Below are 21,691 nucleotides of genomic sequence, written 5' to 3'. Positions count from 1 at the left end.
ACGTTACTCAATCAGATTTATCAGATAACCCCGCCATCAGTCCCGATGTTTGCAGGTATTGCAGCAGAATCACCGCCTTGCCATCGCGTATCGCGCCGTCGGCGACCATCTGCAATGCCTGGCGAAAAGGCAGCTCCAGTACCTCGATATCTTCATCTTCAACGCCGCCGCCGCGCGTTTTGCGCTGCGCATCGCTGTACTCGGCGATGAAGTAGTGGACAATTTCGGTCACCCCGCCGGGAGACATATACAGCTCGAACAGCTTATGCGCATCGCCAACTTCGTATCCGGTCTCTTCGATGGCCTCTTTGCGGATGCAGGCTTCAGGCTCGTCGTTATCCAACAGTCCGGCGCAGGTTTCGATCAGCATTCCGTCCTCGTTACCGTTGACCCAGGTGGCGACACGAAACTGACGGACCAACACGACGGTTTGCTTGCGGCGGTTATACAGCAGCACCGTGGCGCCGTTGCCGCGATCGTAAACCTCGCGCTTATGACGGACCACGCTGCCGTCGCTACGCGTCAGCTCGTAGGTCATATTGCGCAAAATAAAGTAGTTTTCAGAGAGGAGTTTATCTTTGATAACGTTGATGTTGAGTGACATACGGCCCCGCAGCGTGGAATGACGCTGTCATACTACGCTGCGGAGTCGGGTTTGTCGTTAGTGAAGCAGGGCCGATTTTACGCCGAGATAATCCATGATCCCCTGCGCCGCATGGCGGCCTTCGGCCATCGCCGTCACCACCAGATCGGCGCCGCGGACGGCATCTCCGCCGGCAAAAATTTTGTCGTGCGTGGTCTGATAGCGGTAGCGGCTCTCGACACTGGCCTTAATCCGCCCCCGGTCATCGAGCTGTACGCCGACGGACTCCAGCCACGGCATCCCGTGGGGATGAAAACCAAAGGCCATAATCACCGCATCGGCCGGCATCACGAACTCGCTGCCCGGCAGCGGCGATGGGCTGCGACGCCCCTGCTTATCCGGTTCGCCCAGCTGTGTGCGCAGAAAACGTACGCCGTTAACCCGGCCGTCGCTATCCAGTTCCAGCGTCACCGGCTGAACGTTAAATTCGAACGCCGCCCCTTCTTCACGAGCGTTTTTCACCTCTTTTTTCGACCCCGGCATATTGGCCTCATCGCGACGATAGGCGCAGGTCACCTTTTTCGCCCCGTGACGCAGCGCGGTGCGCACGCAGTCCATCGCCGTGTCGCCGCCCCCCAGCACCACGACATTCAGCCCGTGGGTATTGACGTAAGGCTCTTCGGGTTGCTCACTCAACCCCATGACTTGCTTCGTATTGGCAATCAGGAACGGCAGCGCATCATAGACCCCCGGGGCATCTTCATTCGGCAGTCCCGCTTTCATGGAACGATAGGTTCCGGCGCCAATAAATAGCGCATCGTACTCTGCCAGCAAGGTGGTTAACGCCACGTCCTTGCCCACTTCACACTCCAGTTCAAAGCGGATACCCATCTCAGTAAAAATCTCTCGTCGCCGGGCCAGCAGTGACTTTTCCAGCTTGAAGGCCGGAATGCCAAAAGTCAGCAACCCGCCAATTTCCGGATGACGGTCAAAGACCACCGGCTGCACGCCGTTGCGGATCAGCCGGTCAGCACAGGCCAGTCCCGCCGGCCCGGCGCCGATAATGGCCACTTTTTTCCCGCTGTCGACAACCCTGGAGAGGTCCGGTCGCCAACCCTGTGCCAGCGCCCGATCGGAGATATAGCGCTCGATGTTGCCAATTGTCACCGCGCCATGTTCATCGCGCAGCGTACAGGCCCCTTCACACAGGCGATCCTGCGGGCAAACGCGGCCGGTTATCTCCGGCAGGCAGTTGGTTTGATGGGACAGCGCCACGGCGGCGTCGATATCCCCCGCTTGCAGCCGTTCAATCCACTGGGGTATATGGTTATGTAGCGGGCAGGTCCATTCACAGATACTGTGTTCGCCGCACTGCAGGCAGCGCTCCGAGGCCTGCTGCGCCTGCCCGGCGTTAAAGGGCAGAACGATCTCGGCAAAATCCTTCTTGCGGATCGCCGCGGCCCGTTTATCGGCCTCGCTACGCAGAGGCGTTGCCGCCATCTGGCTGACTTTTGCGCCAGCGCTCGGTAATGCCATATCGCCTGGTTGCGCATGCCACGGCCGCGCATCCATCCGCGCCGTACGCAGGCGTCGCTGTTTGGCCATCGCGGAAAGAGTCGCTTCCGTCGCCAGCTGCAGCGCCTGCGCCGGGCAGTTTTGCACGCAGGAAGGTCCGCCCTCACGGCCGCTGCACAGATCGCATTTATGTGCGGTGGCTTTCACTTTCCCCGCCGCCGCCGGTAACAGCACGATCTCCATGACGCCAAACGGACAGGCCACCATGCAGGATTTACAGCCGATGCACTTCTCCTCGTCAACCTGCACGCTGTCGTTTATCTGACGAATGGCATCATTCGGGCAGCTGCGGGCGCAGGGGGCGCTTTCACAATGGCGACATGTTATTGCGTTACGTTTTTGCTCGTGCTTCATCACGGTAATGCGCGGTAAGAAGCGCTGTGGGGTCAGGACGTGCTGCTCGTCGTTGTGTGCCATCACGCAGGCCACTTCGCAGGCTTTACAGCCGATACATTTGCGACTATCGCTGATAATAAAGTGGTTCATGGTATCCTTCGGTCTTTGCTAAATAACCCCTCGATTCGCATGACTATTTATTACCCGACAAAACGGGGCTGGAACAATGTTCATTTGCCCGAAATAGTTTTTTTCTGGAGATAACCCGTTTTGGATCAAATTCTTTGACTTAAATGAAATTGCGTTTTATTTAACGTAGCAAGCAGAAAACTGTCTAACGATGGCAAACAGGCTCCGGGGTAAGCGGCGGTTTTCGCAAAGAGAGTCGGAGAGTTCTTTACGGTGTCCGCTAAAGCCACACGATAAATTACACTATCTCCTTAATTTCTCCACGTTTGCCCGTGGCGTTGCCTATAAAGTGTCACAGACGGTGCGGTAACAAAAATGTACACAATGAGGTCTCAATTCTGATGGCGAATTTTTTTATCGATCGCCCCATTTTCGCGTGGGTTCTGGCGATCCTGCTATGCCTGACCGGAACGCTCGCAATCTTGTCACTTCCCGTTGAGCAATATCCCGATCTTGCGCCGCCTAACGTGCGCATTACCGCCAATTATCCCGGCGCCTCCGCACAAACGCTGGAAAATACCGTCACCCAGGTTATCGAACAGAATATGACCGGCCTCGATAACCTGATGTATATGTCTTCCCAGAGCAGCTCTTCGGGCCAGGCGACGATTACGCTGACCTTTACCGCCGGAACGAATCCCAACGAAGCCATGCAGCAGGTACAAAACCAGCTGCAATCGGCAATGAAAAAACTGCCTCAGGATGTGCAAAATCAGGGGGTGACGGTACGTAAAACCGGTGATACCAACATTCTGACCATCGCATTCGTCTCAACTGACGGCAGCATGGATAAGCAGGATATCGCCGACTACGTGGCCAGTAACATTCAGGAACCGCTCAGCCGCGTGAATGGCGTTGGCGATATTACGGCCTACGGCTCGCAATACTCAATGCGCATCTGGCTTGATCCGGCCAAACTCACCAGCGTGCAGATGACGGCGAAAGATGTCACCGACGCCATCGAATCACAGAATGCGCAGATTGCGGTCGGCCAGCTTGGCGGAACGCCGTCGGTCGATAATCAGTCGCTCAACGCCACCATTAACGCCCAGTCGCTGCTGCAAACGCCGCAGCAGTTCCGCGATATTACGCTGCGCGTGAATCCGGACGGTTCGCTGGTGACGCTCGGCGATGTGGCGAAAGTCGAACTGGGCGCGGAAAGCTACGATTACCTCAGCCGCTACAACCGCAACCCGGCCTCCGGCCTTGGCGTGCAGCTGGCCTCGGGGGCAAACGAAATGCAGACCGCGGAGCTGGTGCTCAATCGTCTGGATGAGCTGTCGCAGTATTTCCCTCACGGCCTTGAATATAAAATTGCCTACGAAACCACCTCCTTCGTGAAGGCCTCTATCCATGACGTGGTAAAAACGTTGCTGGAAGCTATCGTGCTGGTGTTCCTGGTGATGTACCTGTTCCTGCAAAACATCCGCGCAACGCTCATCCCAACCATTGCCGTACCGGTGGTTCTGATGGGGACCTTCGCCATCCTGTTTGCCTGCGGCTACAGTATCAACACCCTGACGATGTTCGCGATGGTGCTGGCGATAGGTCTGCTGGTGGATGATGCTATCGTGGTTGTCGAGAACGTTGAGCGCATCATGAGCGAAGAGGGGCTTTCGCCGCGTGAAGCGACACGAAAATCCATGGGCCAGATTCAGGGGGCGCTGGTCGGGATCGCGATGGTACTGTCGGCGGTCTTTATCCCGATGGCCTTCTTCGGCGGCACAACCGGCGCCATTTATCGTCAGTTTTCTATTACCATCGTCTCGGCGATGGTGCTGTCGGTACTCGTGGCCATGATCCTCACCCCGGCCCTGTGTGCTACCTTGCTGAAACCCATGAAGAAAGGCGAAGAACACGGTAAAAAAGGCTTCTTTGGCTGGTTTAACTGTATGTTCAACCGTAACGCCAGCCGTTACGAAACCGCCGTAGGCAAAATTCTTCACCGTTCGCTGCGCTGGATAGCTATCTACGCGCTGCTGTTGGGGGGGATGGTCTTTATGTTCTTACGCCTCCCGACTTCGTTCCTGCCTCAGGAAGACCGCGGCATGTTCCTGACCTCGGTGCAGCTGCCGAGCGGCGCAACGCAACAGCAGACCTTAAAAGTCGTGCAAAAAGTTGAGGACTATTTCTTTAGCCATGAACAGGCCAACGTTGCTTCGATTTTCGCCACCGTGGGCTCTGGCCCGGGAGGCAATGGTCAGAACGTCGCGCGCATGTTTATCCGCCTGAAAGACTGGGATGAACGGGATGCGAAAACCGGTACCTCGTTTGCGATCATTGAACGCGCGACAAAAGCCTTTAACAGCATTAACGAGGCGCGCGTCTTCGCCACTAACCCACCGGCCATCAGCGGACTGGGCAGTTCCGCCGGTTTTGATATGGAGCTCGAAGACCACGCCGGCAACGGGCACGCGGCGCTCATGGCAGCCCGCGACACGCTGCTCGATCTGGCAGCGAAAGACGACCGGTTGACCCGGGTTCGCCATAACGGCCTTGACGATAGCCCGCAGCTGCAGATTGATATCGATCAGCGGAAAGCCCAGGCGCTGGGCGTGTCTATTGACGATATCAACAACACGTTGCAAACCGCCTGGGGCTCAAGCTACGTGAACGATTTTATGGATCGCGGCCGCGTGAAGAAAGTCTACGTCCAGTCCGCCGCCCCTTACCGCATGCTGCCTGACGATATTAATCTGTGGTATGTGCGCAACAGCAGCGGCACGATGGTGCCCTTCTCGGCATTTGCCACCTCGCGCTGGCAAACCGGCTCCCCGCGCCTGGAGCGCTATAACGGCTACTCGGCGGTGGAAATCATCGGTGAAGCGGCTCCGGGCATCAGTACCGGTACCGCGATGGCTATCATGGAAGATCTGACCAGACAGCTGCCAAACGGCTTTGGGCTCGACTGGACGGCCATGTCCTATCAGGAACGACTGTCCGGCGCGCAGGCGCCGGCGCTGTACGCCATTTCGCTGCTGGTGGTGTTCTTGTGTCTGGCTGCGCTGTATGAGAGCTGGTCTATCCCGTTCTCGGTCATGCTGGTGGTGCCGCTGGGGGTTATCGGTGCGCTGATGGCCACCTGGATGCGCGGTCTTGAAAACGACGTGTACTTCCAGGTTGGCCTGCTGACGGTTATCGGCCTGTCGGCGAAAAACGCCATTCTGATCGTCGAGTTTGCTAATGAGCTCAACGAGAAAGGGGAAGATTTACTCGCCGCCACGCTGTCGGCCTGTCGCCAGCGTCTGCGTCCGATCCTGATGACTTCGCTGGCCTTTATTTTTGGGGTCCTGCCGATGGCGACCAGCACCGGCGCCGGTTCCGGTAGCCAGCATGCCGTGGGCACCGGGGTGATGGGCGGAATGATTTCCGCCACGGTCCTGGCTATCTTCTTCGTTCCGCTATTCTTCGTACTGGTACGTCGACGCTTTCCGCAAAAAGAGCGCCCGCAATAAGCCGGCACGATCCTGAGCGTCCCGTTTCTTCCCCGGGAAATAACAAAAAGGCGACTGTCATAGTCGCCTTTTTTATCTGCTTACCACCGTCGGGCTATTATTTTAGCCGTACGATTACCCTGCTCACATTGAGGATTTTATTTACGCAGCATACCTTCAATAAAATCTTTCCAGTTCCCTAGTTCATGTTCAATCATAATAGCCTCTCTTATTATTATGGGTAATTTTATGCAAATCGGTTTGGGAAAGGAAGTGCATTAAGGTTATCACTGCGATTGCTGGTAACCCCTTCTACGCCATCATCTCTCTGATTTACTGCTACTATGGGCCCGGGAGTGGAAATTTAATGTGATGCATAGCAACATTTAGCAACATTACGCCTGTTTTCAGATAATTTACACTACCGATATCCTGCTCTTTATATCCCCTGCCTGCAGGCGATTTCCGGGTTATCGTTAGCGGACTGGTTAATATTCACCCAGTGCATATATAGAGGGTAAAAAAGGATATTTATTCACGCGATTCACGTATTATTTTATACAGCCTGCTGTATTCGGAAATTTCTGAGTTAATCACTTAAACCAACGTAAAAGAAAAGGTTTCATTTATGCTGACTATGTACGGAATCAAAAACTGCGACACCATTAAAAAGGCCCGCCGCTGGCTGGAAGCGCATCAAATTGCATATCAGTTCCATGATTATCGTGCCGATGGCCTGGATCGCGAGTTGTTAAACACTTTTATCGCCGAACTGGGCTGGGAAGCATTACTCAACACGCGCGGTACAACCTGGCGGAAACTGGATGAAACCGTGCGTGCCGGTATCAATAACTCCGATGCCGCCGCCGCGCTGATGCTGGAAATGCCGGCAATTATCAAACGCCCATTGCTCTGCGCGCCCGGGCAGCCTATGCTGCTGGGTTTCAGTGAACTCACTTATAAGAAGCTTGTTAACGAGGTATAGTCTATGTCTTGCCCGGTCATTGAGCTGGCTCAGCAGCTTATTCGCCGCCCTTCCCTCAGCCCCGATGATGCGGGATGTCAGGCGTTAATGATTGAACGCCTGCGTGCGATTGGCTTTACCGTGGAACCGATGGATTTCGGCGATACGCAAAATTTCTGGGCCTGGCGCGGGCGCGGTGAAACGCTGGCCTTTGCCGGCCATACCGACGTGGTTCCGGCCGGCGATGCTGACCGTTGGATTAACCCGCCCTTCGAACCCACCATCCGCGACGGCATGCTGTTTGGCCGTGGCGCGGCAGATATGAAAGGCTCGCTGGCCGCGATGGTGGTTGCCGCCGAGCGCTTTGTCGCCCAGTACCCGAATCATAAAGGTCGTCTGGCCTTTTTGATCACCTCTGATGAAGAGGCCAGCGCGCATAACGGAACGGTGAAAGTGGTCGAAGCGCTGATGGCCCGCAACGAACGCCTGGACTACTGCCTGGTCGGCGAACCGTCAAGCACCGAAGTCGTCGGTGACGTGGTCAAAAACGGTCGTCGTGGCTCACTCACCTGTAACCTGACCATTCACGGCGTGCAGGGGCATGTCGCTTACCCGCATCTCGCCGATAACCCGGTGCACCGCGCGGCCCCTATGCTGACGGAGCTGGTAGGAATCGAGTGGGATAAAGGCAATGAATTCTTCCCCCCCACCAGCATGCAGATAGCCAACGTACAGGCGGGTACCGGGAGCAATAACGTGATCCCCGGCGACATGTATGTTCAGTTCAACTTCCGCTTTAGCACTGAACTGACCGACGAGATGATTAAATCCCGCGTCGTCGAGCTGCTGGATAAATATCAGCTGCGCTATACCCTGGACTGGTGGCTGTCTGGCCAGCCGTTCCTCACCAGCCGTGGCAAACTGGTCGAAGCGGTGGTGAACGCCATTGAGCACTATAATGAGATCAAACCCCAGCTGCTGACCAACGGCGGTACCTCTGACGGTCGCTTTATCGCTCGCATGGGTGCGCAGGTGGTTGAGCTGGGACCGGTGAATGCGACAATTCACAAAATCAATGAGTGTGTTAACGCCGCCGACCTGCAGCTGCTGGCGCGGATGTATCAACGCATCATGGAACAACTGGTCGCCTGACGACCTCGACCTGAAAAGAGGAAGCGCACATGGAATGGCTAATCAACCACTGGTGGATTCTGGTGCTGGTATTTTTGGTGGGCGTCATGATTAACGTCATTAAGGATCTTAATCGCGTTGACCACAAAAAGTTTCTCGCCAATAAGCCAGAACTGCCGCCCCATCGTGATTGTAACGATAAATGGGACGATGACGACGACTGGCCGAAGCACGACCAGCCGAAGAAGTAAGATTTCGGCCCTGCCCCCGGTCAATCCCACACGGCCGGGAATGCCCCGGATAGCGGCGTGATACGCCTTATCCGGGGAGTACGTTCACGAAATCAGTTCGCTTAGAGCAATTCGATAATATCGTCGTCTTTTGGCGTACTGCCGCTCAACGCTTCGTCAAAATAGTGTTTCGGCACGGTATAGCGCAGGCGCTCAAGGGCAAACTGCATACTGCGATCGTCAATCGCGTGCCCCAGATCCTCGACAATATCCAACGTCACGTCGCCCCCCGCCTGCTGAAGCGCCTCCTGAGCCGAAACCGCCCACGCCAGATCGATAACGCGATCCTCGCCGCCGTGAATCAGATGGATGGTTGTCGCGGTGGTTGCCGACTGCGGAAGCGTCGCATACCGTCCGTTAAAGGCGATAACCCGTGATGCCAGCCCAGGCTCGGCTTTGATGCTCTCCAGAGACATAATCGCCCCCTGCGAGAAACCAATCAGTGCCGTCGCCCGCGGACCGACGCCGCTCTGTTTCTGCCAGTAGCGAACGGTCTCAATAAAGGTCGGCATAATGGCATCAATACGCGACTGGCGATTTTCCTCCGTCACCCCCTGAACCGAGAACCACTGGCGACCCGGCGGTGGACCGCAAGGTTCCGCGCCACCGATGCTGACGATCAGCGCATCCGGAAACTGCGGCGCAAACAGGCTACCGATTTGCCCCATTGCAACCGGGTTATCGCCGACGCCATGAAACAGCAACAGCAGCTGTTGGGCAGGTGTCGCAGGGCTTTGCACAATAAAATGGTCGTGTTTCATGGCTGTCTCCTTAGTTTACGTGGGCAGTTTACGCCGCACGCGGAATATGACCATGACATTTAACTGAATGAGTTAGTTAAAAAAATTGCAGTTCCCCAACCTGCTGACGCAGTCTCTCCGCCCGCGATGCGTCGAGGTTCAGCAGCGCCAGTCCCGCTTCTTCGCGCAGCCTGGCCAGCAGCGCTTTGCGTCCGGACAGACGCAGCCCGGCGCAAATCTCCGCTTCATCCTGGCGTTGCAGACGGGCGCGAAGCGCCGGAAGCGGCAGCCCGCAGTGAAGCAGCAGGCGGTTCAGGCTGCCAACCACCGCCAGCAGCGGGCGATGGGCAAACGCGAACCCCGCCACATCCAGCCAGTCGTCATCCGTAAGCATAGCTGCTGGCGCCATCGGCCGCGGGAATAACGCTTCCCGCCACTCCCACAGCCAGAACTCATCGCGCGCCAGACGCTGCGACTCCCGTAGAACCAGTTCGTGCCCCGCAGGGGTTAACGGATAAAGCGCCATCGCCGTGTAGCACCCGCTGCTTGCCTCACGATGGGTACCTAAACGCACCAGCGTAAAACCGCAGCGCTGCCAGAAGCGCCCTAGCTCTGGCGTATAGCCAAAGCTGACCGATAGATAATCGAGGCCGTGGCTTTGCGCTACCGCCCGGGCTGCCAGAGCCTGACCAAGCCCCTCGCGTTGTCGGGTCGGATGCACGGCGATACGGGTGATTCGCTGCCCCAATAGCGTAGCAGCCAGCGGGCTTCCGCCGTGGGCAGCCAACGACTGCGCCACCAGATTACCGCGCGGGCGGCGAAAACCGGCCCATACCGCCCGGCTGAGGGCGGGATCAAGCCCCCCCTCCTCCACCCGCCATACCGCCGCGGCCACGCCGTTGCTCGTGCGGGCGCAGGTAAAATGCTGACCCGGCGCATCCATCATCCGCCGCAAATCCAGCGGCGATGTGCGGTAATGTGCGCCGGAGAGCAGCTGATACATCGCCTCGGCAAGCCCGTCCTGCTGCTGCCAGCTGTCCTGACTCACCGCCTCAAACGTCACCTCCCCTGCTGGAGATTGGGTAAAGGTTTCATCGCCAAACAGGAGTAATTCACTGACCAATGCTTCCAGCGGGCAGCCAGGGGCCCAGCGGATGGGATCAAGCAGACTAAACTGGCGCAGGTGAGGAAAGCTGGCGCAAAACTTGAGCAGAAAACCGCGGCCGGTCCCTTCATAACCCTGCACGGTCGTGGTCAGTAAGGTGCGTGGAAAACGGGTGACTAGCTGGCGAAGCAGCGGCCCGGGAATGGCTGCCGCTTCATCAACGATCAGCCATGACGCTCGAATATCGCCAGCCAGCAACGCATCCGGCGCCATAAAGCGAAAACCGTCACCGGCGAACGTTGCCATCACCTCGGTCGCGCCGCGCGCTGGGGCGGTAACGATGGCATCGCCCGCCAGCTGACGTATCAACATTCCCGCCAGCGCGGATTTTCCCCGTCCGCGCTCGGCGGTAACCGCGGCAATGCCCGCAGGAAGTGTGCTCAGACTGGCCAGAATAGCGGCCTGTTCGGCCTGAGGATGGCCATCAGCTGGATACCAGTGCGGTCGTGGCACCTCCTCCGGTAACATCAGCGGTTCATTCTGACGCCAGACGATCGCCTCAGGATTCGCGCAGACTCGCTGACAAAAACGGTGGACAAAATGGGGAGTGGGAATAGGCTCGGGCGCGTCGCTCCAGCGCAGAGAATCCGCATCGGGCTGCGATGGCCAACAGGTAAAAGAGGGGGTCAGCAGGATCAGCCAGCTTCCCGCTTTCAACGTCCCGCTCAGCGCGGCAAAAGCCGCCGCGTCGAAGCCGCTGCGAGCATCAAAGAAGGCGTGGTGATACTCACGTCCGAGGAGAGATTTGAGGGCTTGCGGCGAGATACAGGGCTCTTCCATAGGCTGCGGCCCCACCCACAGACCATCGCCGGCCAGCCGTTTACGCAGCAGCAGCGCCTGCTGCAGGCACCACGCGTCGTCGCCGCTGAGCACCAGCAGACGACGAATGCCCTGCTGGGCCATCCGCGCCGTCAGGTTAAGTAATTCATCCATTTACAGCGGCGGTCAGAGCGCATGACCAAATGTATTGCACTGCGCCGGGTCTCCACTGTCAAAACCGCGCTTAAACCAGGTATAGCGCTGCTGCGAAGTCCCGTGGGTAAAGCTGTCCGGGACAATGCGCCCCTGGCTTTGCTGCTGCAGGCGATCGTCGCCGATAGCCTCTGCGGCATTCAGCGCTTCCTGCAGATCGCCGGTCTCCAGCACATCCTGATTCTGCATGCTGTGTCCCCAGACGCCGGCAAAGCAGTCCGCCTGCAGCTCCATTTTCACCGACAGGCGATTAACTTCAGCCTGCGACGCGTGTTGCTGCAACTGACGCACTTTGGATTCAATACCCAGCAGCTTCTGCACGTGATGCCCGACCTCGTGAGCAATCACGTAGGCCTGCGCAAAATCGCCATCCGCGCCGAGCTTGTTTTTCATCTCATCATAGAACGACAGATCGATGTAGACCGTGCTATCAGCCGGGCAGTAGAACGGTCCCATAACGGACTGGCCGGTACCGCAGCCGGTCCGCGTGGCGCCGCGATAGAGCACCAGCTTCGGCTGCGGGTACTGACGGCCCATCTTTTGGAAGATAGCGCCCCAGGTATCTTCGGTATCGGCAAGAATCACCTTCGTAAACTTCGCGGCCTGCTCTTCCTGCGGGCTGACAGAACGTTGGGTGGTGGTTTGCTGCTGTGAAACGGGCTCTCCGGTCAGCATGCCGGTCAAATCCACGCCGTAATAGCCCGCAACCAGCACGATAATCAACAGGACGATACCGCCCTTCCCGCTGGGAAGACGGAAACCACCGCCGCCGCCCAAGGGCGAGCCGGAATCATTACGTCGATCTTCTACATTGTCGCTTTCGCGACGTCCTTGCCAGCGCATAGGCACCTCAATCCATCAAATTCTCGAATATGAGAGATCGTAGGCGGTTCGGCGTAGAATTACCACTGGAAACAACAAGAAGAGCGCCAGAAGGTAGAGCGACCTTCTGGCGAAGGGAGGATTAGTCGAGCTTAACGCCAAGGCGATGGGCCACTTCTTCGTAGGCCTCAATCAGGCCGCCGAGGCTCTGGCGGAAGCGGTCTTTGTCCATTTTGTCGAGGGTATTTTTATCCCACAGACGGCTGCCATCTGGCGAGAACTCATCGCCCAGCACCACTTCGCCCTTGAACAGACCAAACTCAAGCTTGAAATCGACCAGGATCAGGCCGGCATCATCAAACAGCTTTTTCAATACGTCGTTGGCTTTAAAAGTCAGTTCCTGCATGCGCGCGAGGTTCTTTTTGCTTACCCAGCCAAAAGTCTCGCAGTAAGACTCGTTGACCATCGGATCGTGCATCGCATCATTTTTCAGGAACAGATCAAACAGCGGCGGATTGAGTTCAATCCCTTCTTCAATACCCAGACGCTTAACCAGAGAACCGGCGGCGCGGTTACGGACTACGCACTCCACCGGAACCATCTCCAGTTTTTTCACCAGACATTCGGTATCGGAGAGCAGCGCTTCCATCTGAGTCGGGATACCGGCTTCTTCCAGTTTGCTCATAATGAAATGGTTAAATTTGTTGTTCACCATGCCTTTACGATCGAACTGCTCAATGCGCGCGCCATCCCCTGCTGAAGTATCGTTACGGAATTCGAGTACCAGCAGATCCGGATTCTCCGTGCTGTAAACGGTTTTCGCTTTACCACGATACAACTCAGCTTGCTTTTGCATCTTTGTCACTCCAGTGAAGATATAGACGATAAAAATTGCGCTTTTCTGCCGACGCACACGTTTGCGTCACTATACATGAAAAAGGGCTGGATTGCTCCAGCCCTGTTTATTACTTACTGAATGCGGCCTGGAATACGGCTACCAGGGCGTCATTCTGCGACTGCGTCAACGTATGGCCTTTCGGATCGATGAACTGCAGACTGCTGCGGTTATCGAGGTCACCGACCTGCAGTTTGTAGTCACCTGAAACCAGCTGCGGATCGCTGGCGCCCAGCGCCTGCCAGCTGCTGTCAGACAGCGGCTTGTAGGTCAGCGCCATGCTGCCTTGCGAGCGGGTGCTATCCGTCACCTTCATGCCCACTTTTTCCAGTGCGCCCGGCAGACGTTGCCACACCATGTTGAACGGTGCGCGAACAACCAGCATTGGCAGCCCCGTATCGTCGGCAGCGCTCTGCACATCGAAGGTGGCGCCGGCATTTTTCTGCGCCGCATTCTGCGCATTGGTGGCGTTCATATCCAGACCTTCGGAAATGACGTTCAGCATTGAGGTGCTATAGCGTTGCAGAGAAGCCGGATCGGATACCGGTTTCCCGGCCTGCTCCAGATTCACCAGCTTCACGATAACCGCCTGCTGATAACCCTGCGGTTTCACTGAGATTTGATAGCGACCACGATACTGCTGGTCTTCATCGAGGCGATTCCATTCAACCCAGTCGGTATTCAGCGTCTGGCTGGCATCGTCACGTTTGGTGATGACATAGTTCTTAGACTGTATGATGCTGGCTACCTGCGCCCACAGCGAACCGCTACGACCGTTCTCGACCATCAGCGTGGCGGTATCACCATTGAACTGAGTACGAGCGCCGCTCACCAGTGCCAGAGGCTGAGCCGGTGGGCGGATGTCCAGAGCTTTGCCCACTGCGCCTGTGCTGGTCGCAACCGGAATATTATAATCACCAACCTGAACCGGCAGAATCATACCCGCAGGTGCGTGAAGTTCACTGAGCGGCGTAGCTTGCAGATAGACCTCATCGCCCCCCACCTGACGTTTGTAGCGTGAGTCGGAACTACAGGCCGCGAGAAGCAGGACCAATGAAACACCCGCAACCTTCGTCAGGCGCGACTTCTGTACTGAGTAAGCCATCAAATCTCCCTAAACTTTACAGCAAACCGGCATGCTTCAGCGCTGCGGTAACGGCCTGAGTACCCTGTTCGGTAATCGGCGTCATCGGCAGGCGCAGCGTATCGGTTGCCACAAGACCCAACGCCTTACATGCCCATTTCACGGGGATCGGGTTGGGTTCGACAAATAATTTTGTATGCAATGGCATCAGACGTTGGTTAATTGCACGAGCTTGCGCAAACTGGCCTTCTGCAGCCAGTCGGCACATATCCGCCATTTCGCGAGCCGCAACGTTCGCCGTTACGGAAATCACGCCCTGACCGCCGAGCTGCATAAAGTCCATTCCGGTGGCATCATCGCCGCTCAACAGAATAAAGTCATCTGAAACCAGCTCTTTGATCTGATGAACACGACTTAAGTTCCCCGTCGCTTCCTTAATACCAATAATATTTTTTACTTCCGCCAGGCGACCGACGGTTTCCGGCAGCATGTCGCAACCGGTACGGGACGGCACATTATACAGAATTTGCGGCAGGTCGGTGTGTTCTGCGATGGCTTTAAAGTGTTGGAACAGCCCTTCCTGGGTCGGACGATTGTAATAAGGAGTGACCGTCAGGCAACCGACAACACCGCTATTGTTAAAACGTTTGGTCAGGCTAATTGCCTCTGCGGTTGCATTTGCACCGGTACCTGCGATGACCGGGATACGCCCGTCAGCAAGTTCAAGCGTCATCATCACGACATCGCCATGCTCTTCATGGCTGAGGGTCGCGGATTCTCCGGTAGTCCCTACCGAAACGATCGCCGAGGTTCCGCTGGCGACATGGTAATCAATCAGTTTTTTCAGGCTTGACCGGCAGACATTACCGTTTTCATCCATCGGCGTGACAAGCGCTACAATACTTCCCGTGAACATGGGCCATCCTCAGAGCTGAAGTGCGACAAGATTCTCAATGTTACGTTTGGTGCCGTAATAAAAGCAAGAGACCCGATGCCATCAGGGATGTTGTATGCCGGTTTTTTTTATGCTTTCCTAATGTTACCTCACCTTTTTAAAGGAAGAACAGGTTTGACCGCCTCATTACAACACTATCTGGTTATTACCGCTTTGGGCGCTGACCGTCCCGGCATCGTGAACACCATCACCCGCCACGTCAGCAGCTGCGGCTGTAATATCGAAGACAGCCGGCTGGCCATGCTTGGTGACGAATTTACGTTTATCATGCTGCTTTCAGGTTCATGGAACGCGATTACGCTTATCGAATCGACCCTGCCGCTGAAAGGTGCTGAGCTGGATTTGCTGATCGTGATGAAGCGGACGACCGCGCGGCCTCCTCAGGCCATGCCAAACACCGTCTGGGTCCAGGTTGAGGTACCGGACTCGCCGCACATTATCGAGCGTTTCACTGCCCTGTTTGACGCGTGGAATATGAACATCGCCGAACTGGTTTCTCGTACCCAGGTCAGCGGTGATGACGATTCAGCGCAGTTGTTTATTCAGATAACCGCACACAGCCCTGCAACACAAAATGCATCAAATATCGAACAAGCGTTCAAAGCCCTATGTACAGAACTGAACGCACAAGGCAGTATTAACATCGTTAATTATTCACAACATGATGAACAGGATGGAGTTTGAGTAATGAATCCACTGAAAGCCGGTGATCTTGCACCGAAATTTAGCTTACCGGACCAGGACGGCGAGGAAGTAAATTTGACCGACTTCCAGGGACAGCGTGTTCTGGTTTATTTTTACCCGAAAGCCATGACCCCGGGTTGTACCGTTCAGGCCTGCGGCCTGCGTGATAATATGGATGACTTAAAAAAAGCGGGCGTTGAGGTGCTGGGTATCAGCACTGATAAACCGGAAAAACTCTCCCGTTTCGCCGAAAAAGAGTTGCTGAACTTCACGCTGCTGTCTGATGAAAATCACCAGGTGTGTGAGCAGTTTGGCGTCTGGGGCGAAAAATCGTTTATGGGGAAAACCTACGACGGTATTCACCGCATTAGCTTCCTGATCGATAGCAACGGCAAAGTCGAACACGTGTTTGATAACTTTAAAACCAGCAATCACCACGATGTGGTGCTGAACTGGTTGAAAGAAAACGGCTAACGTTCTACCTGACGCAGGACGCCGGGTCGCAATTCACTGACCCGGCGTCCGTTTTCTTCCCTGCGTTTTCCAGCGCGGACTATTTCTTCTCGTCTTCCACCGCCGGGCCATCCGGCCACGCATGCACCACCGCTTTGATCAGGGTTGCCAGCGGAATCGCAAAGAAGACGCCCCAAAATCCCCACAGCCCACCGAAGATAACCACCGACAGGATAATCACCAGCGGATGCAGGTTGACGGCTTCTGAAAACAGCACGGGTACCAGCAGGTTACCGTCCAGCCCCTGAATAATCAGGTACACCGCAAACAGGCTCCAGAACTCCGGGCCTGCGCCAAACTGGAACAGCGCCACGCCGACCACCGGAATGGTCACCACGAAGGCGCCGATGTAGGGAATCAGTACCGAGAAGCCGACCAGCACCGCCAGCAGCAGCGAATAGTTGAGATCAAACAGGATAAAGCCAATCCACGTTGCCACGCCGACGACAATCATCTCCAGCACCTTACCGCGGATATAGTTGGTAATCTGCTGGTTCATCTCTTTCCATACCTGCCCCGCCAGCCCGCGGTTGCGCGGCAGCACGCGGCGCACGGCATTCAGCATCTGCTCTTTATCTTTTAACAGAAAGAACACCATCAGCGGCACCAGCACCAGATAGACCGCCAGAGTCAGTAAACCGACCAGCGAAGCCAGAGAGTATTTGACCACCGAATCGCCGACGGTGAGCACGCGGTTGCGCATATTATCCGCCATGGCGTCGATAATCCCGGCGTCCATCAGCGCCGGGTAACGGCGCGGAACCGTGGCAGCAAAATCGGACAGCTTATTGAGCATGCCAGGCATATCGCGAATCAGATAGATACCCTGCTGCCAGGCAACGGGCATCACCACAAACGCCATCAGCAACAAGACGCCCACGAACAGAATCAGCACGAACGAGGTTGCCCAGGTTCGCGAAAGCCCTACGCGCTCCAGCCTGACGGTTGGCCATTCCAGCAGATAAGCCAGCACGATGGCGACCAGCAATGGCGCCAGCAGGCCGCTGAAAAAGAACATGATCCCGAACCCGGCCAGCAAAATAACCAGCAGCGCTATCGCTTCCGGATCGCTAAACCGACGACGGTACCACTGCATTAACATCTCAAGCATAAAACCCTTCCCTGAAGCGCGTAGCGGCAAAAAAACCGAGGGAATTGTATCTAAATGTCACCTGAAAGACTTCGCTTTTATTAGCAAAGCCACAAACATTCACGCTGGTGTGAATATCATATTTTCAATAGCCTCAACGCCAGCTAAACTCGCATGACGCGCGGAAATGGAACATTACGCCGCCCAATCGGTCAAACTGGCACACCCACATTACAGGACAGAGGTTATGTTCAGGCAGTTAAAGAAAACGCTGGTGGCAACCGTCATAGCGTCGCTGACGCTGGGTTCGATTTTGCCTGCTTTTGCTGACTCCGCAGATACCCTGCCCGATATGGGAACCTCTGCGGGAAGCACGCTCTCTATTGGCCAGGAAATGCAGATGGGGGACTACTATGTGCGCCAGCTACGCGGTAGCGCGCCGCTCATCAACGACCCTCTGCTGGTGCAATATATTAACGGATTAGGTATGCGTCTGGTCTCACACGCTAACTCTGTTCGCACCCCTTTCCACTTTTACCTGATTAATAACGACCAGATAAACGCCTTTGCTTTCTTCGGTGGCAATGTCGTGCTGCACTCCGCTCTGTTCCGCTATTCAGATACCGAAAGCGAACTGGCGTCGGTCATGGCGCACGAAATATCACACGTCACCCAGCGCCACCTCGCGCGGGCAATGGAAGACCAAAAGCGCAACGCCCCGCTGACCTGGGTCGGTGCGCTGGGCTCGATTCTGCTGGCGATGGCCAGCCCGCAGGCCGGGATGGCGGCACTCACCGGTACGCTGGCGGGAACCCAGCAGGGGATGATCAGTTTTACCCGTCAAAACGAAGAAGAAGCTGACCGCATCGGGATTCAGGTGCTGCAGCGCTCCGGTTTTGATCCGCAGGCGATGCCGGCCTTTATGGGGAAACTGCTCGACCAGTCGCGTTACTCTACCCGTCCGCCGGAAATGCTGCTGACTCACCCCCTGCCGGAAAGCCGTCTGTCTGACGCCCGCAACCGCGCAAACCAGATGCGTCCTGTGGTTGTCCAGTCTTCCGCCGATTTTTACCTGGCCAAGGCCAGAACCCTGGGAATGTATAACTCCGGGGAAAATAAGCTTGGCGACGATCTGCTGAACGCGTGGGCGAAAGGCAATATCCGTGAACAGCACGCCTCCCAGTACGGGCGAGCGCTGCTGGCCATGGGAAGCAATAATTACGATCTGGCGCGCAAAACGCTGCAGCCTCTGCTGAGCGCCGATCCGCAGAACGCCTGGTATCTCGACCTGGCGACCGATATCGATCTCGGACAGAAGAAAACGACCGATGCGATTAACCGGCTGAAAAATGCTCGCGAAATTCGTACCAACCCGGTTCTGCAGCTGAACCTTGCCAACGCATACTTACAGGGTGGACAAGCGGCGGAAGCGGCGCAAATCCTTAACCGCTATACCTTTAGCTACAAAGATGACAGCAACGGCTGGGATCTGCTGGCGCAGGCTGAAGCAAGCCTCGGCCATCGTGACCAGGAGCTGGCGGCGCGTGCAGAAGGTATGGCGCTGGTTGGCCAGCTCGATCAGGCGATTACTCTGCTGAGCAGCGCCAGCTCGCAGGTGAAACTGGGCAGTTTGCAGCAGGCGCGCTACGATGCGCGTATCGACCAGCTGCGCCAGCTGCAGGAACGATTCCGCCCCTATCAAAAAATGTAAGGAGACGACATGTCTGACGCGGTAAAAATCTATCACAATCCCCGCTGCTCCAAGAGCCGCGACACCTTAAGCCTGTTGAAGGCTAACGGTATCGATCCTGAAGTCGTGCTCTATCTGGAGACGCCGCCGGATGCAGACACGCTGCGCCAGCTGTTGAAAATGCTCGGCATGGTCAGCGCCCGCGAACTGATGCGCCAGAAAGAGGATCTGTATAAATCCCTGGAGCTCGCTGACCCGCAGCTTAGCGAGGACGCGCTGATTCAGGCCATCGTCGATAATCCGAAGTTGATGGAGCGCCCGATTGTCGTCAGCCATGGTCAGGCGCGGATCGGCCGACCGCCGGAGCAGGTTCTGGAAATCGTCAACTGATGCCGATGCGCCATCGTGGTTTTACCGTGATGGCGCAGCGAGTGAACGACGAGGGACGCGGATTTGGCAGATAGCCGAGATCCAGCCCGGCTAGAGCTTGAGGATCTCTTTCACGAAAGGAATGGTCAACTTACGTTGCGCGGTAATCGAAGCGTGATCGAGCTGATCGAGCGTCATAAACAGTGAGCGCATTTCACGATCTAACCGTTTAAGCAAGAAACGACAGACGTCTTCCGGCATCTCAAAACCCCGCAGACGCGCGCGCAGCTGTAGCGCCTGCAGCTTATCTTCATCCGACAGCGGCTGTAGCTTGTAGATTTGCCCCCAGTCGAGGCGCGACGCCAGATCCGGCAACCCGAGATTCAGCTGGCGCGGCGGACAATCGCCGGTAATCAACAAACGCGTTTTACCCGATTCGAGGATCCGGTTATAGAGGTTGAAAATGGCCATTTCCCACGGCTCGTCGCCGGCCACGCACTCGATATTGTCAATGCAGACCAGCGAAAGCTGCTCCATCCCGTCGAGCACTTCCGGTACAAACCACGTACGCTTATCCAGGGGAACATAGCCCACCGCGTCGCCGCGCTGGGAAAGCTCCGCACAGGCGGCATGTAACAAGTGACTGCGCCCCGCCCCTTCGCGTGACCAGATATAGATGTACCCGCTATGTTCCTGCCGCAACACATTCTGTAAGGCAGCAAGAAGAGAAGGATTATCACCCGGCCAAAAACTCGCGAAAGTTTCATCATCGGGAAGATACAGTGGCAGAGAGAGCTGTGCCGGTGCGTTCAGATGGACCTCATCATAGGCTTACAGAAAAACGCGAAGAGTTTATCACGAAGTATGCCTCGAGAGAACCGGGCGGGATCGCCGCCCGGTTGCAGGATCAATGTTTTACTTCTTCACTGTCGGCCGCATCCAGCACAACCTCTTCCGGACGCAGGACGCTGATCAGTTTGAAAATCAGACTCAGACCCACGCCGACAATTGTCGCCAGCGCCATACCTTTCAGCTCCGCCGCGCCAATGTGCACTTTCGCGCCGCTGACGCCAATGATCAGAATCACGGAGGTCAGAATCAAATTCTGCGCCTTGTTGTAGTCCACTTTCGACTCGATCAACACGCGGATACCGGATGCGCCGATCACCCCGTACAGCAGCAGAGAAACGCCGCCCATTACCGGCAGCGGGATAATCTGAATCGCCGCCGCCAGTTTACCCACGCAGGAGAGCAGAATCGCGAAGACTGCCGCCCCGCCGATAACCCAGGTACTGTAGACGCGGGTGATCGCCATCACGCCGATGTTCTCGCCGTAAGTGGTGTTGGGCGTCGACCCAAAGAAGCCGGAGATCATCGTCGACAGGCCGTTCGCAAACATCGAACGATGCAGCCCGGGATCGCGGATCAGATCTTTTTTAACGATATTCGCCGTCACCACCAGGTGGCCGACGTGCTCGGCAATCACCACCAGCGCAGCAGGCAGAATGGTGAAGATAGCAAACCATTCAAAACGCGGCGTGTAGAACGTCGGCAGGGCGAACCAGTGCGCCTCGGCGATCGGCGTAGTGTCGACAACGCCCATCACGAAAGAGAGCGCGTAGCCGACCAGTACGCCGATGAGAATCGGGATAATGGCCATGAAACCGCGAAACAGCACCGAACCGAAAACCGTCACCGCCAGCGTCACCATCGAAATAATGATGGTTTTACTATCCGGCGACTGCCCGTCAGCCGGCAGCAGGCCGGCCATATTGGCAGCGACGCCCGCCAGTTCGAGGCCGATAACCGCGACAATGGCCCCCATGGCCGCTGGCGGGAACATCACGTCCAGCCAGCCGGTGCCGGCTTTTTTGACAATAAAGGAGACGATGCAGAACAGCGCGCCGCACATAATGAAGCCACCCAGCGCCACTTCATACCCCAGCGGCAACAGCAGCAGAACCGGGGAGATAAACGCGAAGCTCGATCCGAGATAGGCCGGGATTTTTCCCTTACAGATGAAAAGATACAGCAATGTCCCAATACCGTTAAACAGCAGGACGGTAGCCGGGTTGATATGAAACAGAACGGGCACCAGAACCGTTGCGCCAAACATAGCGAACAGATGCTGCAAACTCAGTGGGATAGTCTGTAAAAGCGGCGGTCTTTCACTCACCCCGATTGCGCGGCGCGTCATAGCGTTTTCCTCT

Annotated in this window: 20 protein-coding genes; 8 read left to right on the top strand and 12 right to left on the bottom strand. The window is 56.3% G+C overall.

Annotated elements, in window-relative coordinates:
- Positions 1 to 7: 7 nt before the first annotated feature.
- Both nudK and aegA read right to left on the bottom strand, forming a co-directional pair.
- Positions 8 to 604, bottom strand: coding sequence for a GDP-mannose pyrophosphatase NudK (gene nudK, locus AC007G_RS08290; RefSeq protein ID WP_479466581.1), 597 nt, complete (start codon positions 602 to 604; stop codon positions 8 to 10).
- Between the two features lie 57 nt (positions 605 to 661).
- Positions 662 to 2,644 (bottom strand): formate-dependent uric acid utilization protein AegA, encoded by a 1,983-nt coding sequence (gene aegA / locus AC007G_RS08285; RefSeq protein WP_032699036.1) that lies wholly within the window; start codon positions 2,642 to 2,644, stop codon positions 662 to 664.
- A gap of 380 nt (positions 2,645 to 3,024) precedes the next feature.
- Between aegA and acrD the strand changes: the two genes are divergently transcribed.
- Positions 3,025 to 6,138, top strand: a complete 3,114-nt coding sequence (gene acrD / locus AC007G_RS08280; protein WP_142630056.1) for a multidrug efflux RND transporter permease AcrD — start codon at positions 3,025 to 3,027, stop codon at positions 6,136 to 6,138.
- 137 nt (positions 6,139 to 6,275) lie between these two features.
- Here the strand turns inward: acrD and ypfM are convergent, their stop codons facing one another.
- A complete protein-coding gene (gene ypfM / locus AC007G_RS08275) occupies positions 6,276 to 6,335 on the bottom strand; it encodes a protein YpfM (protein WP_100181659.1) in 60 nt (19 codons plus the stop codon).
- 410 nt (positions 6,336 to 6,745) lie between these two features.
- Here ypfM and AC007G_RS08270 point away from each other — a divergent pair, with 410 nt between their 5' ends.
- From AC007G_RS08270 to AC007G_RS08260, 3 genes are read left to right on the top strand one after another with little or no spacing between them, the layout of a single operon-like run.
- The gene (locus AC007G_RS08270; protein WP_142630057.1) at positions 6,746 to 7,102 is read left to right on the top strand and encodes an ArsC family reductase; all 357 of its coding nucleotides are present in this window, start codon (positions 6,746 to 6,748) and stop codon (positions 7,100 to 7,102) included.
- Between the two features lie 3 nt (positions 7,103 to 7,105).
- Complete coding sequence (gene dapE, locus AC007G_RS08265; RefSeq protein ID WP_032686535.1) at positions 7,106 to 8,233, top strand: succinyl-diaminopimelate desuccinylase; 1,128 nt, start codon at positions 7,106 to 7,108, stop codon at positions 8,231 to 8,233.
- A 29-nt stretch (positions 8,234 to 8,262) separates the two neighbouring features.
- A complete protein-coding gene (locus tag AC007G_RS08260) occupies positions 8,263 to 8,463 on the top strand; it encodes a YpfN family protein (protein ID WP_004866145.1) in 201 nt (66 codons plus the stop codon).
- A gap of 101 nt (positions 8,464 to 8,564) precedes the next feature.
- Here the strand turns inward: AC007G_RS08260 and ypfH are convergent, their stop codons facing one another.
- The 6 genes from ypfH to dapA all read right to left on the bottom strand — a co-directional run bounded on the left by ypfH (position 8,565) and on the right by dapA (position 15,096).
- Positions 8,565 to 9,263, bottom strand: coding sequence for an esterase (gene ypfH / locus AC007G_RS08255; RefSeq protein ID WP_004866158.1), 699 nt, complete (start codon positions 9,261 to 9,263; stop codon positions 8,565 to 8,567).
- 76 nt (positions 9,264 to 9,339) lie between these two features.
- Positions 9,340 to 11,340, bottom strand: a complete 2,001-nt coding sequence (locus tag AC007G_RS08250; protein ID WP_131063580.1) for a tRNA(Met) cytidine acetyltransferase TmcA — start codon at positions 11,338 to 11,340, stop codon at positions 9,340 to 9,342.
- Between the two features lie 12 nt (positions 11,341 to 11,352).
- A complete protein-coding gene (gene ypfJ, locus AC007G_RS08245; protein WP_032686532.1) occupies positions 11,353 to 12,222 on the bottom strand; it encodes a KPN_02809 family neutral zinc metallopeptidase in 870 nt (289 codons plus the stop codon).
- Positions 12,223 to 12,343: 121 nt separating this feature from the next.
- The gene (gene purC / locus AC007G_RS08240; protein ID WP_004866167.1) at positions 12,344 to 13,057 is read right to left on the bottom strand and encodes a phosphoribosylaminoimidazolesuccinocarboxamide synthase; all 714 of its coding nucleotides are present in this window, start codon (positions 13,055 to 13,057) and stop codon (positions 12,344 to 12,346) included.
- 109 nt (positions 13,058 to 13,166) lie between these two features.
- Positions 13,167 to 14,201, bottom strand: a complete 1,035-nt coding sequence (gene bamC / locus AC007G_RS08235; RefSeq protein WP_032686530.1) for an outer membrane protein assembly factor BamC — start codon at positions 14,199 to 14,201, stop codon at positions 13,167 to 13,169.
- Between the two features lie 16 nt (positions 14,202 to 14,217).
- A complete protein-coding gene (gene dapA / locus AC007G_RS08230) occupies positions 14,218 to 15,096 on the bottom strand; it encodes a 4-hydroxy-tetrahydrodipicolinate synthase (protein WP_032686529.1) in 879 nt (292 codons plus the stop codon).
- Positions 15,097 to 15,249: 153 nt separating this feature from the next.
- Here dapA and AC007G_RS08225 point away from each other — a divergent pair, with 153 nt between their 5' ends.
- Together AC007G_RS08225 and bcp are read left to right on the top strand one after the other, a co-directional pair.
- The gene (locus AC007G_RS08225; protein WP_004866176.1) at positions 15,250 to 15,819 is read left to right on the top strand and encodes a glycine cleavage system transcriptional repressor; all 570 of its coding nucleotides are present in this window, start codon (positions 15,250 to 15,252) and stop codon (positions 15,817 to 15,819) included.
- Positions 15,820 to 15,822: 3 nt separating this feature from the next.
- Positions 15,823 to 16,293 (top strand): thioredoxin-dependent thiol peroxidase, encoded by a 471-nt coding sequence (gene bcp, locus AC007G_RS08220; RefSeq protein WP_032686528.1) that lies wholly within the window; start codon positions 15,823 to 15,825, stop codon positions 16,291 to 16,293.
- A 79-nt stretch (positions 16,294 to 16,372) separates the two neighbouring features.
- Here bcp and AC007G_RS08215 read toward each other — a convergent pair whose 3' ends face one another.
- The gene (locus AC007G_RS08215; protein WP_142630059.1) at positions 16,373 to 17,443 is read right to left on the bottom strand and encodes an AI-2E family transporter; all 1,071 of its coding nucleotides are present in this window, start codon (positions 17,441 to 17,443) and stop codon (positions 16,373 to 16,375) included.
- A 226-nt stretch (positions 17,444 to 17,669) separates the two neighbouring features.
- On the opposite strand from AC007G_RS08215, the gene bepA reads away from it, so the two are divergent.
- The gene (bepA, locus tag AC007G_RS08210; RefSeq protein ID WP_032695540.1) at positions 17,670 to 19,133 is read left to right on the top strand and encodes a beta-barrel assembly-enhancing protease; all 1,464 of its coding nucleotides are present in this window, start codon (positions 17,670 to 17,672) and stop codon (positions 19,131 to 19,133) included.
- A 9-nt stretch (positions 19,134 to 19,142) separates the two neighbouring features.
- Positions 19,143 to 19,502, top strand: a complete 360-nt coding sequence (gene arsC, locus AC007G_RS08205; protein WP_032699032.1) for an arsenate reductase (glutaredoxin) — start codon at positions 19,143 to 19,145, stop codon at positions 19,500 to 19,502.
- Between the two features lie 90 nt (positions 19,503 to 19,592).
- Here arsC and AC007G_RS08200 read toward each other — a convergent pair whose 3' ends face one another.
- Positions 19,593 to 20,294 (bottom strand): DnaA inactivator Hda, encoded by a 702-nt coding sequence (locus AC007G_RS08200; protein WP_071824600.1) that lies wholly within the window; start codon positions 20,292 to 20,294, stop codon positions 19,593 to 19,595.
- Between the two features lie 94 nt (positions 20,295 to 20,388).
- Complete coding sequence (gene uraA / locus AC007G_RS08195; protein WP_032686524.1) at positions 20,389 to 21,678, bottom strand: uracil permease; 1,290 nt, start codon at positions 21,676 to 21,678, stop codon at positions 20,389 to 20,391.
- Positions 21,679 to 21,691: the final 13 nt, after the last annotated feature.

Source organism: Klebsiella sp. CSG-1 (assembly GCF_056521145.1).
The sequence above is the reverse complement of the archived record's forward strand: the minus strand, read 5'-3'. Positions and strand labels throughout refer to the sequence as shown.

What these genes read in the sequence shown, in the direction of transcription:
- dapE (WP_032686535.1), top strand. Translation starts at nt 7,106, where the DNA reads ATGTCTTGCCCGGTCATTGAGCTGGCTCAGCAGCTTATTCGCCGCCCT.
- uraA (WP_032686524.1), bottom strand. Translation starts at nt 21,678, where the DNA reads ATGACGCGCCGCGCAATCGGGGTGAGTGAAAGACCGCCGCTTTTACAG.
- acrD (WP_142630056.1), top strand. Translation starts at nt 3,025, where the DNA reads ATGGCGAATTTTTTTATCGATCGCCCCATTTTCGCGTGGGTTCTGGCG.
- purC (WP_004866167.1), bottom strand. Translation starts at nt 13,057, where the DNA reads ATGCAAAAGCAAGCTGAGTTGTATCGTGGTAAAGCGAAAACCGTTTAC.
- dapA (WP_032686529.1), bottom strand. Translation starts at nt 15,096, where the DNA reads ATGTTCACGGGAAGTATTGTAGCGCTTGTCACGCCGATGGATGAAAAC.
- arsC (WP_032699032.1), top strand. Translation starts at nt 19,143, where the DNA reads ATGTCTGACGCGGTAAAAATCTATCACAATCCCCGCTGCTCCAAGAGC.
- AC007G_RS08250 (WP_131063580.1), bottom strand. Translation starts at nt 11,340, where the DNA reads ATGGATGAATTACTTAACCTGACGGCGCGGATGGCCCAGCAGGGCATT.
- bcp (WP_032686528.1), top strand. Translation starts at nt 15,823, where the DNA reads ATGAATCCACTGAAAGCCGGTGATCTTGCACCGAAATTTAGCTTACCG.
- bepA (WP_032695540.1), top strand. Translation starts at nt 17,670, where the DNA reads ATGTTCAGGCAGTTAAAGAAAACGCTGGTGGCAACCGTCATAGCGTCG.
- AC007G_RS08270 (WP_142630057.1), top strand. Translation starts at nt 6,746, where the DNA reads ATGCTGACTATGTACGGAATCAAAAACTGCGACACCATTAAAAAGGCC.
- AC007G_RS08215 (WP_142630059.1), bottom strand. Translation starts at nt 17,443, where the DNA reads ATGCTTGAGATGTTAATGCAGTGGTACCGTCGTCGGTTTAGCGATCCG.
- ypfH (WP_004866158.1), bottom strand. Translation starts at nt 9,263, where the DNA reads ATGAAACACGACCATTTTATTGTGCAAAGCCCTGCGACACCTGCCCAA.
- aegA (WP_032699036.1), bottom strand. Translation starts at nt 2,644, where the DNA reads ATGAACCACTTTATTATCAGCGATAGTCGCAAATGTATCGGCTGTAAA.
- AC007G_RS08260 (WP_004866145.1), top strand. Translation starts at nt 8,263, where the DNA reads ATGGAATGGCTAATCAACCACTGGTGGATTCTGGTGCTGGTATTTTTG.
- nudK (WP_479466581.1), bottom strand. Translation starts at nt 604, where the DNA reads ATGTCACTCAACATCAACGTTATCAAAGATAAACTCCTCTCTGAAAAC.
- ypfJ (WP_032686532.1), bottom strand. Translation starts at nt 12,222, where the DNA reads ATGCGCTGGCAAGGACGTCGCGAAAGCGACAATGTAGAAGATCGACGT.
- bamC (WP_032686530.1), bottom strand. Translation starts at nt 14,201, where the DNA reads ATGGCTTACTCAGTACAGAAGTCGCGCCTGACGAAGGTTGCGGGTGTT.